Origin of the sequence: Pseudomonas sp. GWSMS-1 (assembly GCF_049847425.1) — a bacterium.
Lineage (GTDB): Bacteria > Pseudomonadota > Gammaproteobacteria > Pseudomonadales > Pseudomonadaceae > Aquipseudomonas.
Genome location: NZ_JBMHHV010000005.1, coordinates 2,590,019 through 2,603,538 on the forward strand (window position 1 = coordinate 2,590,019; position 13,520 = coordinate 2,603,538).

Consider the following 13,520-nt stretch of genomic DNA (forward strand, 5'->3'; position numbering starts at 1 on the left):
CATGCTCAGTCAGCTGTCTAAACGCCCCGGGTTGATCGCGATTGCCGTCAGCGTAGTGCTTGTGCTGTGGTTACTCAGCGGCGCGCTGTTGAAAACCCAGGAAACCGCTAGCGCCGATGCCCCCGTGCAAGAGCCAGGTCTGGCCAAAGTTGAAGTGCAGTGGCTGCAAGCCAGCACGATGCAGCGCCAGCATGTGGTGCAGGGGCAGGTCGAAGCCTGGCGCCGCGTCGAGTTGCGCTCGCAAATCAGCGGTACGGTGATTCGCCTGGATCAGGACAAAGGCAGCCCGGTCAAGCAAGGCCAACTACTACTCAGCCTGTCCACGGACAACCGCCCTGCCCAGCTGGCCAAAGGTGAAGCCGATGTGCGCCAGCGCGAGGCGGATGCCAAGGCCGCAGCGCGCCTGCGTGAACGCAATATGATTTCCACCAACGAGCTGATCCGCCTGCAAAGTGAGCTGGCCAAGGCCCGCGCCGAGTTGGACCTGGCGCGTATTCAGCTGAGCCATACGCAGATCACCGCGCCCTTTGCCGGTATGTATGAGCAGCGCATGGTCGAGCTGGGGGATTTCGTCCAGCCGGGGCAAAGCCTGCTGACCCTGGTCGACATCAGCTTGCTTAAAGTCAGCGCGCAGATCGCCCAGCAGGAAGTGACCCAACTGACGCTCGGCCAGCCGGTGAAAATTGAACTGCTCGATGGCCGCGAACTGCAGGGTGAGCTGCACTTTATCGCGGCCGCCGCCGACCCCGACTCGCGCAGCTTTCGTATCGAGGTCAAGGTCGACAATGCCAAGGCGCTGCGTTTAGCCGGGGCCAGCGCAACCCTGCATATCCAAACGGGCGAGTCCCTGGCCCAGCGTATTTCTCCGGCGTTGTTGAGCCTGGATAAAGCCGGCCGCCACGGGGTCAAATGGGTCAACGAGCAGCAACAGGTGGTGTTCACCCCGGTGCAGCTGATCAGTGTCGACAACCAGGGCGCCTGGGTCAGCGGCTTACCCAACAAGGTCGCGCTGATCACCCTCGGCCAGGGTTTTGTCGAACCCGGCCAGCAGGTAATCAGCCAGTTGGCCAAAGGGAGCAACTGATATGCACAGCCTGATCGCCGCAGCGCTGGATCGCAGCCGCACCAGCCTGTTGTTGCTGTTGTTCCTGATGCTGGGCGGTCTGGCCGCCTATGTAGCGATCCCCAAAGAAGCCAACCCAGATGTCAGCATTCCGATCATCTATGTCTCGGTCACCCTCGAAGGCATCAGCCCAGAAGACGCCGAACGCCTGTTGGTGCGCCCACTGGAGCAGGAATTGCGCAGCCTTGAAGGGATCAAGGAAATGCGCTCCATGGCCAATGAAGGGCAAGCTTCGGTAACCCTGGAGTTCGATGCCGGCTTCGATGCCAAGCTGGCCCTCGCCGACGTCCGCGAGAAGGTCGATACCGCCCGCAGCAAACTGCCAGAAGAAGCCGAAGAACCCACAGTCAATGAAGTTAACGTGGCGCTGTTCCCCGTGCTGTCGATTGGCCTGTCCGGGCCGATTGCCGAAACCGAGCTGGTGTATATCGCCCGGCGCCTGAAAGAGAACGTCGAAGGCATTGCCGAAGTGCTGTCGGTAGAAATTGGCGGCGACCGCGAAGACCTGCTGGAAATCGTCGTCGACCCACAAGTGCTCGACAGCTACGGCATCGACTACAACGAGCTGTTCAACCTAATCAGCCGCAATAACCGCCTGGTCGCGGCCGGCAGCCTGGACACCGGCGCAGGACGCATGAGCTTGAAGGTGCCCGGGGTGATTGAAGACCTCGAAGACGTGCTGTCCATGCCGATCAAGGTGGTGGGTAACAGCGTGGTGACCTTCGGCGATGTCGCCACCATTCACCGCACCTTCAAAGACCCCACCGGCTATGCGCGGATCAACGGGCAACCCGCGGTGGTGCTGGAGGTGTCCAAACGCAGCGGCGCCAACATCATCGCCACCATCGAGCAGGTCAAGGCACTGATGGTTAAGGCCCAACCGCTGCTGCCGCAAGACCTCAAAGTCAGCTACATCATGGACCAGTCGCAACAAGTGAAATCCTTGCTTGGCGACCTGCTCAACAACGTGATGACCGCCATTGTTCTGGTGCTGATTCTGGTGATGGCGAGCATGGGCATGCGCTCAGCGTTGCTGGTTGGGCTGACGATTCCGGGGGCCTTTCTCACCGGCATCCTGCTGATCTGGGCGCTCGGCTTCACCCTGAATATCGTTGTGCTGTTCAGCTTGATTCTGGTCGCAGGCATGCTGGTAGACGGCGCCATCGTGGTGTCTGAGCTGGCTGACCGTTACCTGCACCAGGGGCAAACCCCGCGCCAGGCCTGGGCCAATGCCGCCACGCGGATGGCCTGGCCGGTAATCGCCTCCACCGCCACCACCCTGGTGGTGTTTCTGCCGCTGCTGTTCTGGCCAGGGGTGGTTGGCCAATTTATGAAATACCTGCCCGCGACGGTGATCGTGTGCCTGCTCGCGTCACTGGCCATGGCCCTGGTGTTCCTGCCGGTGCTCGGCGCGGTCACTGGTGGTCAGCCGCTGCCAAAACCCAGCGAGCCGAGCCGCAGCGCCAAGGGCTATCGCCGGCTACTGGGCACCTTGCTAAAACGCCCCGGTCTGACACTGCTGGGCATGCTGGCACTGATTGCGTTGATCTACACCGCCTATGGCCGCTTTAACCATGGCGTGGAGTTTTTTCCCGAAACCGAACCCGAAAGCGCGCAGATCTGGTTGCGTGCACGGGGCGATTTGTCGGTGCAGGAAAAGGACACCCTGCTACAAAAAGTGGAACAGCGCCTGCTCGGCATGGGGGAAGTCAAAGCCCTGTATGCACGCTCGCTGGCACAGCCAGACGGCAAGTTGGGCGCCGATGTTATCGGCACGCTGCAGTTCCAGTTCGTCGAGTGGCATGAGCGTCGCTCGGCCAGCCAGATTCTCGAAGACATGCGCACGCGCACCGCCGACATCCCGGGGATCATTCTGGAGTTCCGTAAACAGGAAGAAGGCCCGAGCAGCGGCAAACCGCTCAAGCTGCAAATCAGCTCCCATGATTTTCAGCAGGCCGACCTGTATATCGACCGGCTGCGCGACACCATGCAAAAAATTGGCGGTTTCAAGGATATTGAGGATGACCGCGCACTGCCGGGCATCGAGTGGCGGATCAAGGTCGACCGCGAAGCCGCCGCACGCTTCGGCGCCGATGTGCTGAGCGTGGGCAATGCCGTGCAGATGGTCACCAACGGTCTTAAGCTGGCGACTTATCGCCCAGAGGATGCCACCGACGAAGTGGATATCCGCGTGCGCCTGCCCGCCAACTGGCGCTCCCTCGACCAGCTGGGCCGCCTGACGCTGAACACACCAGCCGGGCAAATCCCGCTGAGTAACTTCGTATCATTGGAGCAAGCACCGAAAGTCGGCACCCTGCGCCGGGTCGACGGCAACCGCACCATCACTCTGCAAGCGGACTTGGCCGAAGGCGCGCAACTGGCCGAACGCCAAAGCGCGCTCGAACAAGCCATGGGCACACCACCCGCCGACGTGCAGCTGAAGGTCGCCGGTGAAGGTGCGGACCAGAAACAGGCCGCCACCTTCCTCGGCACCGCCTTTGCGGTGGCGATCTTCCTGATGTTTATCATCCTGGTGACCCAGTTCAACAGCATCTATCAGGCGCTGTTGGTGCTCTCGGCCATCGTCCTGTCGACCGCAGGCGTATTGATGGGCTTGCTGGTCAATGGTCAGTCGTTCGGCATCGTTATGGTCGGCATGGGGCTGATCGCCCTGGCCGGCATCGTGGTGAACAACAACATTATTCTGATCGACACCTATAACCAGCTGCGCCGTCAGGGCCTGGAGCCGCGTGCCGCGGCGCTGGAAACCGGCAGCCTGCGTTTGCGCCCGGTGTTGCTCACCGCGGTGACCACGGTACTGGGGCTGATCCCCATGGTGATCGGGGTCAACGTCGACCTGCTCACCCCGAGTTTGGGCATTGGCGCGCCATCGACCCAGTGGTGGACCCAGCTGTCCAGCGCGATTGCCGGCGGCCTGAGCTTCGCCACCGTGCTGACCCTGCTGCTGACGCCCTGCCTGTTGGTGCTCGGCTCACGCTTCGAGCGGCGACCACCGCCCCTGGAAACCTTCGACGACGACTTGCTCGACCTCCCCGAGCATCTGCTGGCCAGTAATACGGGCAAGGCTGAGCTGCAACGCACGCCGTAGCGGAAGACATAGGCGCCCAGGCTCGATCACGACCTGGGCCGAGACTGACGCCAAAGCCATTTTAGAAAAGGACTCACCGTGAACATCAGCGATATTCCCTTCGGCATCACCGACTGGAGCCAGATCGAGCGCAGCGAACATGCCGGCGAACGCGGCATGGCCTACTGGCGCACGCAGGTGTTTGGCACGTTGCGCGTGCGCATGGTCGAGTACAGCGCAGGCTATCTGGCTGATCATTGGTGCCAGAAGGGCCACATCCTGCTGTGCCTGGAGGGTGAGTTGCACACCAAGTTGGAAGATGGTCGACGCTTTGTGATGACCGCCGGCATGAGCTATCAGGTCGCCGACCAGGCCGAAGCCCATCGTTCCTCCACCGAGACGGGCGCACGCTTGTTTATCGTCGACTGACGCCGCGCCGGCTAACCGGCTGGGTTTAACTCAGTGGCGCTCAGAACTCAGCAGCAGCAACAGCGACACCGGCTGTTCACTCTCCGAATGCAAGGGCTCCTGCAACCACTGCAGGCGCCAGCCCGTCTCGTTGAATAACGCCAGCCAAGACTCCAAGGTACGGAAAAACCAGGGCATGGGCTGGGCAAACCCCTCGCCAAAGCCGGCAAAGGTTTCCACCCGCCAACCGTCGCGGTAGCCGGCATCATTGCAGGCACGCCAGGGGTGTAGGGTCTGGATCAACAAGCGTCCATCCGCCGCCAGCAAGCCATGCAGGGCATTCAAGGTGGGCGCCAGGGGTTCTTCCAGCAGGGCGAAATTACACACCAGCAGGTCGAACTGCCCCAGCACTGCAGCCTGGCGCTCCAGCTCGGCATAACCGCAAACACGGTACTGCGATGCACCAGCCGCTGCCTGTTGCGCCACCGCGATCAAGGGCGCAGACGCATCCACACCAACGGCCTCGATGCCATGCTCAACCAGCCCACGGCACAACCAACCCTCGCCGCAGCCCAGATCCAGCACACGCTTAGGCGCCAGGGCCAGAATCGCCTGAATGATCGCCGCATCGCTGACCAAACGACGGCTCTCGATGCGCTGCTCACGCACTGCCGCCGTCCAGGCATCGGCATTAGCCTGCCAGCTGAGGTTAAGTTGCTCCCGATGGTCGCGCTGCATAACTCACTCGCCGCCTGTTACGTCACTCGCCCGATTCTAGCCATCTGCCAGCAATGCGCAGCGCCAGGGGCGATCCTGCGCGTATTGCGGCATATGTGTATTGCCGCTGGTCAGTGAACCACAGCGCCCATGCATAAAAGTCAGCGCAAATGCCTATGCCTGCCAACCCCTGCCCTAATGACCACTGCAGCAACGACTAAACTGCAGACAGTGGCCAGCTGAGAAGACCTCAGCGCTCAAGCCCGCTGAGGTTATTTAGCACCCCGCCAACCTCCTGGATGACTGCATCAGGCCAAATGAATATGGGCGCACCCTGGAAACTCGACATCACCACCCTGCCGGCTGGCGAGCCACCCAGCCCTCGCAAGCGCAGCCGTAAGCTGAAGATCACCTTCTGGCTGCTGCTTATGCTGCTGTGTATTGCCGCAGGTCTGCTGCTCGTAGAGGAAGTGCGCACCTCACGCTTTCAGGCCCAGGAAATCAGTCGCTACGCGCAAACCCTCAGTTACCGGGTCCAACCTGGCCCCAGCCCATCGATCATTTACCCCAAAGAAGGCCCGTTCGATAAGCGCCAGGGCTACACCTATTTGCCCTTGATGTTGGAGCGTCTTGGCCAACGCGACTTTATCGTGCAGCAGCAGGCGCAGTTCTCCCCCGCCCTGCTCGACTATGCCCAGCGTGGCCTGTTCGTGCCCTATCCGGAAAAAATCCAGAGCGGCCTGCAGATCAATGACTGCAGCGGCACGCCGTTCTATGCATTCCGTTATCCACAGCAGCGCTACCCAAGTTTCAGCGCTATCCCGGCACTGGTGGCTAACAGCCTGCTGTTTATCGAAAACCGCAAACTACTCGCCCCCAACCAGCCCCTGGCCAACCCGGCGGTGGACTGGCCGCGGTTTGTCATGGCCGCCGCCTCCCAGGTCGGCAAGCTGCTGGATATGCAAGATCAATCGGCAGGCGGCAGCACCCTGGCGACCCAGCTGGAGAAGTACCGCCACTCCCCGGACGGCCTGACCGCGTCGGCCACGGAGAAGCTGCGGCAGATGCTTTCTGCCAGCGTGCGCGCCTACCAGAGCGGCCCGCAGACGCTGGCCGCGCGGGAAAATATTGTGCGCGACTACCTCAACAGCGTGCCGCTCGCCGCCGCCCCAGGGCACGGCGAGGTGCACGGGTTAGCGGATGGGCTGCGCATCTGGTTCGGCGCGGACTTTGCGCGGGTCAACCTGCTGCTTGATCCAGCACGCTCAGCGGATGCCAGCCTGGCCGAGCGCGGCCTGGCCTTGCGTCAGGTACTGGCCTTAATGATTGCCCAGCGCCGCCCATCTTATTACCTGGCGCAGGGCCGTAAGGACCTGGGCGAACTGACCGACAGCCATATCCGTTTGCTCGCCGGTGGCGGCCTGATCGACGCCGCGCTGCGCGATGCCGCCCTGCGCCAGCCCCTGACTTATCGAGACTGGGCTTTAGAACCCAACTTACAGCCAGTGGACGGCAACAAGGGCATCAGCGTCGCACGTTCGCGCCTGTCGGCCATGCTTAACATGCCGCTTTATGACCTAGACCGCCTCGACCTGAGTGTCACCAGCACCCTCAATAACCCGCTGCAACAAGCTGCCAGCCACTACCTGCAGCAATTGGCTGACCCGGTGTTTGCCGGGCAAATCGGCCTGTTCGGCGAGCGCCTGCTCTCGCCAGAAAAAACCGCCGATGTGCGCTACAGCTTTACCCTACTCGAACGCACCCATAACGGCAGCGTGGTGCGCGTGCAGACCGACAGCACCGATCAGCCATTCGACATCAACGAAGGCAGCAAGCTGGAGCTCGGTTCTACCGCCAAACTCAGGGTGCTGGCCACCTACCTGGAAATCATCGCCGAACTGCACCAGCGTCACGCGGAGCAGAGCGCCAGCGAATTACGCGCAGTCAACGCCCAGGACAACCTGACCCGCTGGGCCATCGCCTACCTGCTGGGCAACCCCAACGCCAGCCTGGCCGCCATGCTTGACGCCGCGCTGGAGCGTAAATACTCCGCCAGCCCCCACGAACGGTTTTTCACCGGAGGCGGCCTCCATACCTTCACGAATTTCCGCCGTGAAGATAACGCACGTATCGCAAGCATGCGCCAAGCCCTGCGCGAGTCGCTGAACCTGCCGTTTATCCGCTTGATGCGTGACTTGGTGCGTTACACCACCTACCAAGGCCCGCACAACAGTGCTGAATTGCTCAAAGACGACAAGGACCCGCGTCGCCAGGCCTATCTGCAAGACTTCGCCGACCGTGAGGGTCGAACCTTTCTGCTGCGGTTCTGGCGTAAGTATCAGGGGCAACCTGAACAACTGCGCCTGGAAACCTTCCTCAATGGCCTGCGCCACTCCTCGGCTCGGCTCGCGGCCGTGCACCGCTACCTGATGCCGCACGCAGACGAAGCCACTTTCGCCGCTTTCCTAAACCACAACCTACCCAAGGAAAAGCTCACTAATACGCGCATCAGCGAACTGTATAAACGTTACGGGCCAGGCGCTTACAGCCTGCCAGACCAGGGCTATATCGCTCGCGTTCATCCCCTCGAACTGTGGCTACTGGGCTACCTGATCGAGCAACCGCAAGCTACCTTCAACGAGGCTGTGGCGGCGAGCCGCGATGAGCGTCAAGAGGTCTATGGCTGGCTATTTCGCAGCCGCCACAAAAGTGCCCGCGACAGCCGCATTCGCATCATGCTTGAGGTCGAGGCGTTTCTGGATATTCATCGGCGCTGGCAAAACCTTGGCTACCCTTTTGCCCATCTGGTGCCATCACTGGCCACCGCCATCGGCAGCTCCGGTGACCGCCCTGCAGCGCTGGCCGAACTGGTCGGGATTATCCAGAACGACGGCATTCGCCAGCCTACCGCGCGCATCGACAGCCTGCATTTCGCGGCTGATACGCCTTACGACACGTTGCTGGTGCGCAATCACAACGCAGGCAAGCGGGTCATGGCTTCGGAAGTCGCAGCGGCATTGCGCAGCGCGCTCGCCGACGTGGTAGAAGCCGGTACCGCACGCCGCCTGCTCGGCAGTTTTACCCAAGCCAACGGCCAATCGCTCAAGGTCGGCGGAAAAACGGGAACCGGTGATAACCGTATCGAAACCGTCGGCGCCGGTGGGCGTGTGCTCAGTTCGCGGGCGATCAATCGCACGGCCACCTTTGTCTTCTATCTGGGCCCACGTCACTACGGCACCCTGACCGCATTCGTCCCCGGCCGCGCCGCGGAAAATTTCCGCTTCACCTCAGCGTTGCCGGTGCAAGTACTCAAAGGCATGGCCCCGATACTGTTGCCTTACCTTGAATCGGGCGCCTACAGCCAATGCCTAGCGCCCATACCCGCAGCCAAGGCCAGCACCTTGTAATAACGATCTGCTGCACATCGGCCCTGCTGCGTTAAAAACAGGCTCAGCAAGCCGCTTGCGGCTAACGCGCTTTAGCGCGACCCGAAGGGCGAGCGAAGCGAGTAATGCTCATGTACAAAAGTACACTCCGCTTCCTCGCCTGCTTTCGCCTTGCAAGTCTGTAGCTCGCTAGAGCTTGAGCGAAACCCGAGAGTACATATCTAAATAAAAACGGGAGGCCATTGGCCTCCCTTTTTGCTGAACCCTGCTGGCGATTATTTCGCCTGGTAAATGATCCCAGGACTGCATTGCACCATCTGATAGTGGCTCGGCAGCCCGTTGAGCGCCTCAGAAGCGCCGAGGAACAAATAACCACCCGGCTTCAACATCGCATGAATGCGGGTGAGGATGTCCTTCTTAACCTCGGCCGAAAAATAGATCAACACGTTACGGCAGAACACCACATCGAACTTACCCAGGCTGGCGTAACTGTCCAACAGGTTAATCGCACGAAACTCGATTCGACTACGAATGGCCGGTTTGACCACCCAGCGGCCCGGCCCTTTAGGGTCGAAATAACGCTGCAGACGCTCTTGGGAGAGACCGCGCCCCATCGCTAAGCTGTCGTACTCACCAGATTTACAGTTGATCAACATGGTTGGCGAAAGGTCGGTGGCAACAATCTGCACACCACCCTTGAGTTGACCGATATTGGTCTTCTCAAACTCGTCGATGGTCATCGACAGCGAATACGGTTCCTGACCGGAAGAACAGGCCGCCGACCAGATGCGCAGACGTTGACCTGGGCTGGCCTTGATCATCTCCGGTAGCACGCGGTTCTTCAGCACCTCGAAAGGGTATGTATCGCGAAACCAAAGGGTTTCGTTGGTGGTCATGGCATCAACCACCTGTTCGCGCAAACCGCTGCGCGGCTGGTTCTGCATGCGCTGCACCAACTCACCCAGGGTCTTAATGTTGTTCTGTTCCATCAACTTGTTGAGCCGACTGGAAACCAGATACTGCTTATTAGTACCCAGCAGAATGCCGCAGGCTTTTTCCAAGAACGTCCGGAACTGCTCGAAATCCAAATTACCTGTAGACACTCAAGAAGCCTCGACGAACATATATTTAACTGAGGGCCTGGCCCTCAGTCCCCTGCCGCAATATTGATGCGGTCAGCTACCCGTGCTGCCAAGTCATCCGGGCGAAACTTGGCGAGGAAATCATCCGCGCCCACCTTCTTCACCATAGCTTGGTTAAACACACCTGATAACGAAGTATGCAGGATGATGTGCAGCTTTTGCATACGCGGATCAGCGCGGATCTCCGCCGTCAGCGTGTAGCCATCCATTTCCGGCATCTCGATGTCGGAAATCAGCATCAAAAATTCTTCTGCAGGATTTTTGCCTTCTTCAACCATCGCCTTCAGATATTCCAACGCCTGACGACCGTCATTGAGCGCAACAACCTCGACGCCCACGGTTTCCAGACAACGGGTTACCTGTTTGCGCGCCACCGATGAGTCGTCGCAGGTCAGCACGCGTTTGGTAACCGCACGCGCCTGTGTCTGAGCGTCCAATACGCCTTCGGAGATGACTTCTGATGTTGGCGCTACCTCGGCGAGAATTTTCTCGACGTCGATAATCTCAACCATCTTGTCGTCCAAATGGGTAACGGCCGTCAGGTAGTGATCGCGCCCAGTGCCCTTGGGTGGCGGATGAATCGACTCCCAGTTCATGTTGACGATGCGCTCAACCGAGTGAACCAGAAAGCCCTGAACCTTGGTGTTGTATTCCGTGATGATGACAAAACTATTGTCGATATTGGCCAGCGGCGCACTACCGGTCGCCATAGACAAATCAAGAATAGGGATAGTGCCGCCCCGGATACTGGCTACACCCCGAACAACGGGGCTCGATCTCGGCATGATGGTGAGCTTGGGGCACTGCAGCACCTCCTTCACCTTGAACACGTTAATCCCATACAACTGGTTGCCGTTCAGACGGAACAGCAACAACTCCAAGCGATTCTGCCCAACCAACTGAGTTCGCTGGTTAACCGAATCCATCACACCGGCCATACCCAAACTCCTCTTTGAGTAACAATTTGCTGTCAGCGTAGCAGGCGGCACGCGCCTTGCTACCCAACCCATATGAACATTCAAACGACAACTAACCGACGCCCATTGCCAAAGCACCGTCACTGGCTGGCAGTTGTACCCGCTTTGCTGGTACTCGGCTATAGCGCATTGGCCGCGGCCAGCGCCACGCTACCTGAACAACTTATCGGCGCTGGCGAAGCGTTTCTTGAGCAAGCGGTGAGTGATTATTTAAAACGTGGCAACATTGCCGGCCGCCATGAGATTCAAATTAACCGGCTCGACCCCCGCTTGCGCCTCCCACTGTGCGCACAGCCGTTGACCACCACACTGGAAAGCCCTGCCGAACCGATTGGCCGGGTGACGCTGCGCGTGCGCTGCGACAGTAATGCGCCGTGGACCGTGTTTGTCCCCGGGCAAGTGCGCCTGTACCGCGAAGTGGTGATTGTTAATCGCCCGCTCAAACGCGACAGTTTGCTGACTGATATGGATATTGTGCTGGCCGAGCGGGATGTCGGTCTGTTGAATCAGGGTTATCTCACTGCACTCGAGCAGGCTCTCGGCAAGAAATTGACGCGTCCACTGCTGCCGGACCAAGTGCTCGCGCCGATTCATGTGCAAATTGCCGAGGCCATACGCAAAGGTGACCAGGTGGTTATCAGCGCTCGCAGCGCAGGCATCAGCGTGCGCATGCCGGGTGAAGCCTTGTCGGACGGTACGGTTGGCCGGCAGATCAGGGTGCGTAACCAACGTTCTAATCGTGTGATCAGGGCCCGCGTAGTGGGGCCTGGGCAGGTTGAGGTGGCGATGTAGGCAAGCTGCTTGTTTTAGCTTTGTGTGCACAGTGAGCTGACGATTATCCGCACTGTGTTTAGACTGTTAGCTGACGCACACTTTTTTGCCCTAAAGTTTTCCTAGGCAATGCCGACAACCAGGCAAGCGTCCACATACTGTTCGAGGTTTTGCATCATGGTCATTGATATCAACCGGCTCAACAATGCCGCAACACCAGCCAATTCAGGGCGGGCGGGCAGTGCACAAGCAGGCGGTCAGAACCAAGCCATCGGCACCAAACAACCTGGCAACGTAGCCAGCGCCGAACAAGCGAAACCCGCTGACAAGAGCGGTGAGTCTGTCCAGCTGAGCCGCGAGGCCCAGCAACTGCAGCAAGTCAGCGAAAAGCTGCGCGATCAGCCGAGCGTCAATAACGAACGCGTCGCCAAATTGAAACAGGCGATTGAAGACGGCAGCTACCAGGTCGATAACCAGCGCGTCGCCAGCAAACTGCTTAATTTCGAATCCCAGCGTTAGTCTCCGGGCTATGCTGGGGTAATTGGTCGCCCAATAGACACTTCATGCTACGCACTGAAGCGTCTATTACCCCGAAGAGCCCGCAATGCAAGACACCAGCCTGCTTGAACTGTTCACCACCGATATCGGCACCGCCGAGCAGTTGCTTGAATTAATCGACACCGAATTCCAAGCCCTTAACGATCGCGACCTCCCCCGCCTGCAGAGCATACTGACAGACAAGCTGCCGTTGCTGACGCTGCTCGACCAGCACGGCAAGGAACGCAGCCAACTGCTCGTCAGCCTCAACCTCAGCCCTGACCGTGAAGGTTTACAGGCACTTGCCGCCCAATCCAGTCATGGCGAACTGTTGCTGGAGCGCGGCGATCAGCTCAGCGCCCTACTCGAACGCTGCCAAACCGCTAACCTGCGCAATGGTCGACTGATTCGCTCCAGCCAGGCCTCGGCCCAAAGCATGCTGGGTATATTGCGCGGTAACGAAACACCTAGCCTCTATGACAGCCGTGGCGGTGCCGCTAGAATCGCGCAGCAGCGCCCGCTCAGCCAAGCTTGAAACCTATAAAAGGCCCAAAGAACATACTGTCATACCGCCAGTGTGTGAGTGCCATAGCATTTGCCCGGAGAGTCATGGACCGTGTCCAGCCCTTTTAGCCAGGAAGATGGCCCGCAGCCACCCAAGGTGCTCAAGGCACCGGTGGAAATAGTTGCCAACCTGCGCCAACTGCAACAAGCCAATGACCCACTGATCATCACCTTCCACGAACGCAACCAACGCTTCCAGAGCTATGTGATCGAGGTTGATCGCGACAAAAACCTGCTGATTCTTGATGAATTGATGCCAAGCGACGGTGAGCGCTATTTAGTCAATGGCGAAGCCTTCTCTGTGGAAGCTTTCCACGAAGGTGTTCGCGTGGCCTGGCAATGCGAGCAGAACGTGCGCATTACCGAGCATCAAGGGGCGCGCTGTTATTTCAGCCCAATGCCACCTGAAATGACCTACCACCAACGCCGTGGTGCCTTTCGTGCACCGCTCAAGCAGAGCGAATCGATCAAGGTAGAGCTGGCCGGCGACAAACTGCGCACCACGCTAGCTGGCGAGTTACTGGATGTATCGGCAACCGGCTGCAAGCTGCGCTTTCCCGGCAGCCTTGGCAGCAATCTGCAAGCCGGCCAGGTGTATGAACGCTTTACTGCAAAATTTTCGTTCGGCGCCATGACCACCCCCCTTGAGGTGCGGCATGTGCTGTATGACGAGAAGATGGACACCACCTTCATTGGCGCACGCTTTCATCGCATCGGTGGCCAGGAGCAGCGGTTAGTCGAGCGGTTCGTCTACCAGTTACAGCGCGAAGCGCGCCGCTTCGAAAGCGACGGGCTGTTCTAGCGCAG

11 protein-coding genes are annotated in these 13,520 nt (G+C 59.5%); 8 read left to right on the forward strand and 3 right to left on the reverse strand.

Going from position 1 to position 13,520, the window contains the following annotated elements; genetic code table 11:
• The first annotated feature begins 1 nt into the window (after window position 1).
• The 3 genes from ACEPAJ_RS15860 to ACEPAJ_RS15870 all read left to right on the forward strand — a co-directional run bounded on the left by ACEPAJ_RS15860 (window position 2) and on the right by ACEPAJ_RS15870 (window position 4,640).
• The gene (locus ACEPAJ_RS15860; RefSeq protein WP_425916043.1) at window positions 2-1,084 is read left to right on the forward strand and encodes an efflux RND transporter periplasmic adaptor subunit; all 1,083 of its coding nucleotides are present in this window, start codon (window positions 2-4) and stop codon (window positions 1,082-1,084) included.
• Between the two features lies 1 nt (window position 1,085).
• Complete coding sequence (locus ACEPAJ_RS15865) at window positions 1,086-4,232, forward strand: efflux RND transporter permease subunit (RefSeq protein WP_425916045.1); 3,147 nt, start codon at window positions 1,086-1,088, stop codon at window positions 4,230-4,232.
• 78 nt (window positions 4,233-4,310) lie between these two features.
• Entirely contained in the window at window positions 4,311-4,640 is a 330-nt protein-coding gene (locus ACEPAJ_RS15870; RefSeq protein WP_425916047.1) for a DHCW motif cupin fold protein, read from the forward strand.
• Between the two features lie 30 nt (window positions 4,641-4,670).
• Here ACEPAJ_RS15870 and ACEPAJ_RS15875 read toward each other — a convergent pair whose 3' ends face one another.
• A complete protein-coding gene (locus ACEPAJ_RS15875; RefSeq protein ID WP_425916049.1) occupies window positions 4,671-5,357 on the reverse strand; it encodes a class I SAM-dependent methyltransferase in 687 nt (228 codons plus the stop codon).
• 302 nt (window positions 5,358-5,659) lie between these two features.
• Between ACEPAJ_RS15875 and ACEPAJ_RS15880 the strand changes: the two genes are divergently transcribed.
• Window positions 5,660-8,743 carry a transglycosylase domain-containing protein gene (locus tag ACEPAJ_RS15880; RefSeq protein WP_425916051.1) on the forward strand — a complete coding sequence of 1,028 codons (3,084 nt, stop codon included), beginning with the start codon at window positions 5,660-5,662 and terminating at the stop codon, window positions 8,741-8,743.
• A 254-nt stretch (window positions 8,744-8,997) separates the two neighbouring features.
• On the opposite strand, the gene cheR is transcribed toward ACEPAJ_RS15880, so the two are convergent.
• Both cheR and ACEPAJ_RS15890 read right to left on the reverse strand, forming a co-directional pair.
• A complete protein-coding gene (gene cheR, locus ACEPAJ_RS15885; protein ID WP_425916053.1) occupies window positions 8,998-9,825 on the reverse strand; it encodes a protein-glutamate O-methyltransferase CheR in 828 nt (275 codons plus the stop codon).
• Window positions 9,826-9,869: 44 nt separating this feature from the next.
• Entirely contained in the window at window positions 9,870-10,802 is a 933-nt protein-coding gene (locus ACEPAJ_RS15890; RefSeq protein WP_274086830.1) for a chemotaxis protein CheV, read from the reverse strand.
• A 72-nt stretch (window positions 10,803-10,874) separates the two neighbouring features.
• Between ACEPAJ_RS15890 and flgA the strand changes: the two genes are divergently transcribed.
• The 4 genes from flgA to ACEPAJ_RS15910 all read left to right on the forward strand — a co-directional run bounded on the left by flgA (window position 10,875) and on the right by ACEPAJ_RS15910 (window position 13,515).
• Window positions 10,875-11,633: a flagellar basal body P-ring formation chaperone FlgA gene (gene flgA, locus ACEPAJ_RS15895; RefSeq protein ID WP_425916055.1), complete on the forward strand. Its 759-nt coding sequence runs from the start codon at window positions 10,875-10,877 to the stop codon at window positions 11,631-11,633.
• Window positions 11,634-11,789: 156 nt separating this feature from the next.
• A complete protein-coding gene (gene flgM, locus ACEPAJ_RS15900; RefSeq protein ID WP_425916057.1) occupies window positions 11,790-12,131 on the forward strand; it encodes a flagellar biosynthesis anti-sigma factor FlgM in 342 nt (113 codons plus the stop codon).
• Window positions 12,132-12,216: 85 nt separating this feature from the next.
• On the forward strand, window positions 12,217-12,684 hold the full coding sequence (locus ACEPAJ_RS15905; protein WP_425916059.1) for a flagella synthesis protein FlgN: 468 nt from the start codon (window positions 12,217-12,219) through the stop codon (window positions 12,682-12,684).
• Between the two features lie 81 nt (window positions 12,685-12,765).
• Window positions 12,766-13,515: a flagellar brake protein gene (locus ACEPAJ_RS15910; RefSeq protein WP_425916061.1), complete on the forward strand. Its 750-nt coding sequence runs from the start codon at window positions 12,766-12,768 to the stop codon at window positions 13,513-13,515.
• Window positions 13,516-13,520: the final 5 nt, after the last annotated feature.

Coding starts and splice junctions, on each gene's coding strand:
- flgA (WP_425916055.1), top strand. CDS start 10,875: ATGAACATTCAAACGACAACTAACCGACGCCCATTGCCAAAGCACCGT.
- ACEPAJ_RS15905 (WP_425916059.1), top strand. CDS start 12,217: ATGCAAGACACCAGCCTGCTTGAACTGTTCACCACCGATATCGGCACC.
- ACEPAJ_RS15865 (WP_425916045.1), top strand. CDS start 1,086: ATGCACAGCCTGATCGCCGCAGCGCTGGATCGCAGCCGCACCAGCCTG.
- ACEPAJ_RS15880 (WP_425916051.1), top strand. CDS start 5,660: ATGGGCGCACCCTGGAAACTCGACATCACCACCCTGCCGGCTGGCGAG.
- ACEPAJ_RS15890 (WP_274086830.1), bottom strand. CDS start 10,802: ATGGCCGGTGTGATGGATTCGGTTAACCAGCGAACTCAGTTGGTTGGG.
- ACEPAJ_RS15875 (WP_425916049.1), bottom strand. CDS start 5,357: ATGCAGCGCGACCATCGGGAGCAACTTAACCTCAGCTGGCAGGCTAAT.
- flgM (WP_425916057.1), top strand. CDS start 11,790: ATGGTCATTGATATCAACCGGCTCAACAATGCCGCAACACCAGCCAAT.
- ACEPAJ_RS15860 (WP_425916043.1), top strand. CDS start 2: ATGCTCAGTCAGCTGTCTAAACGCCCCGGGTTGATCGCGATTGCCGTC.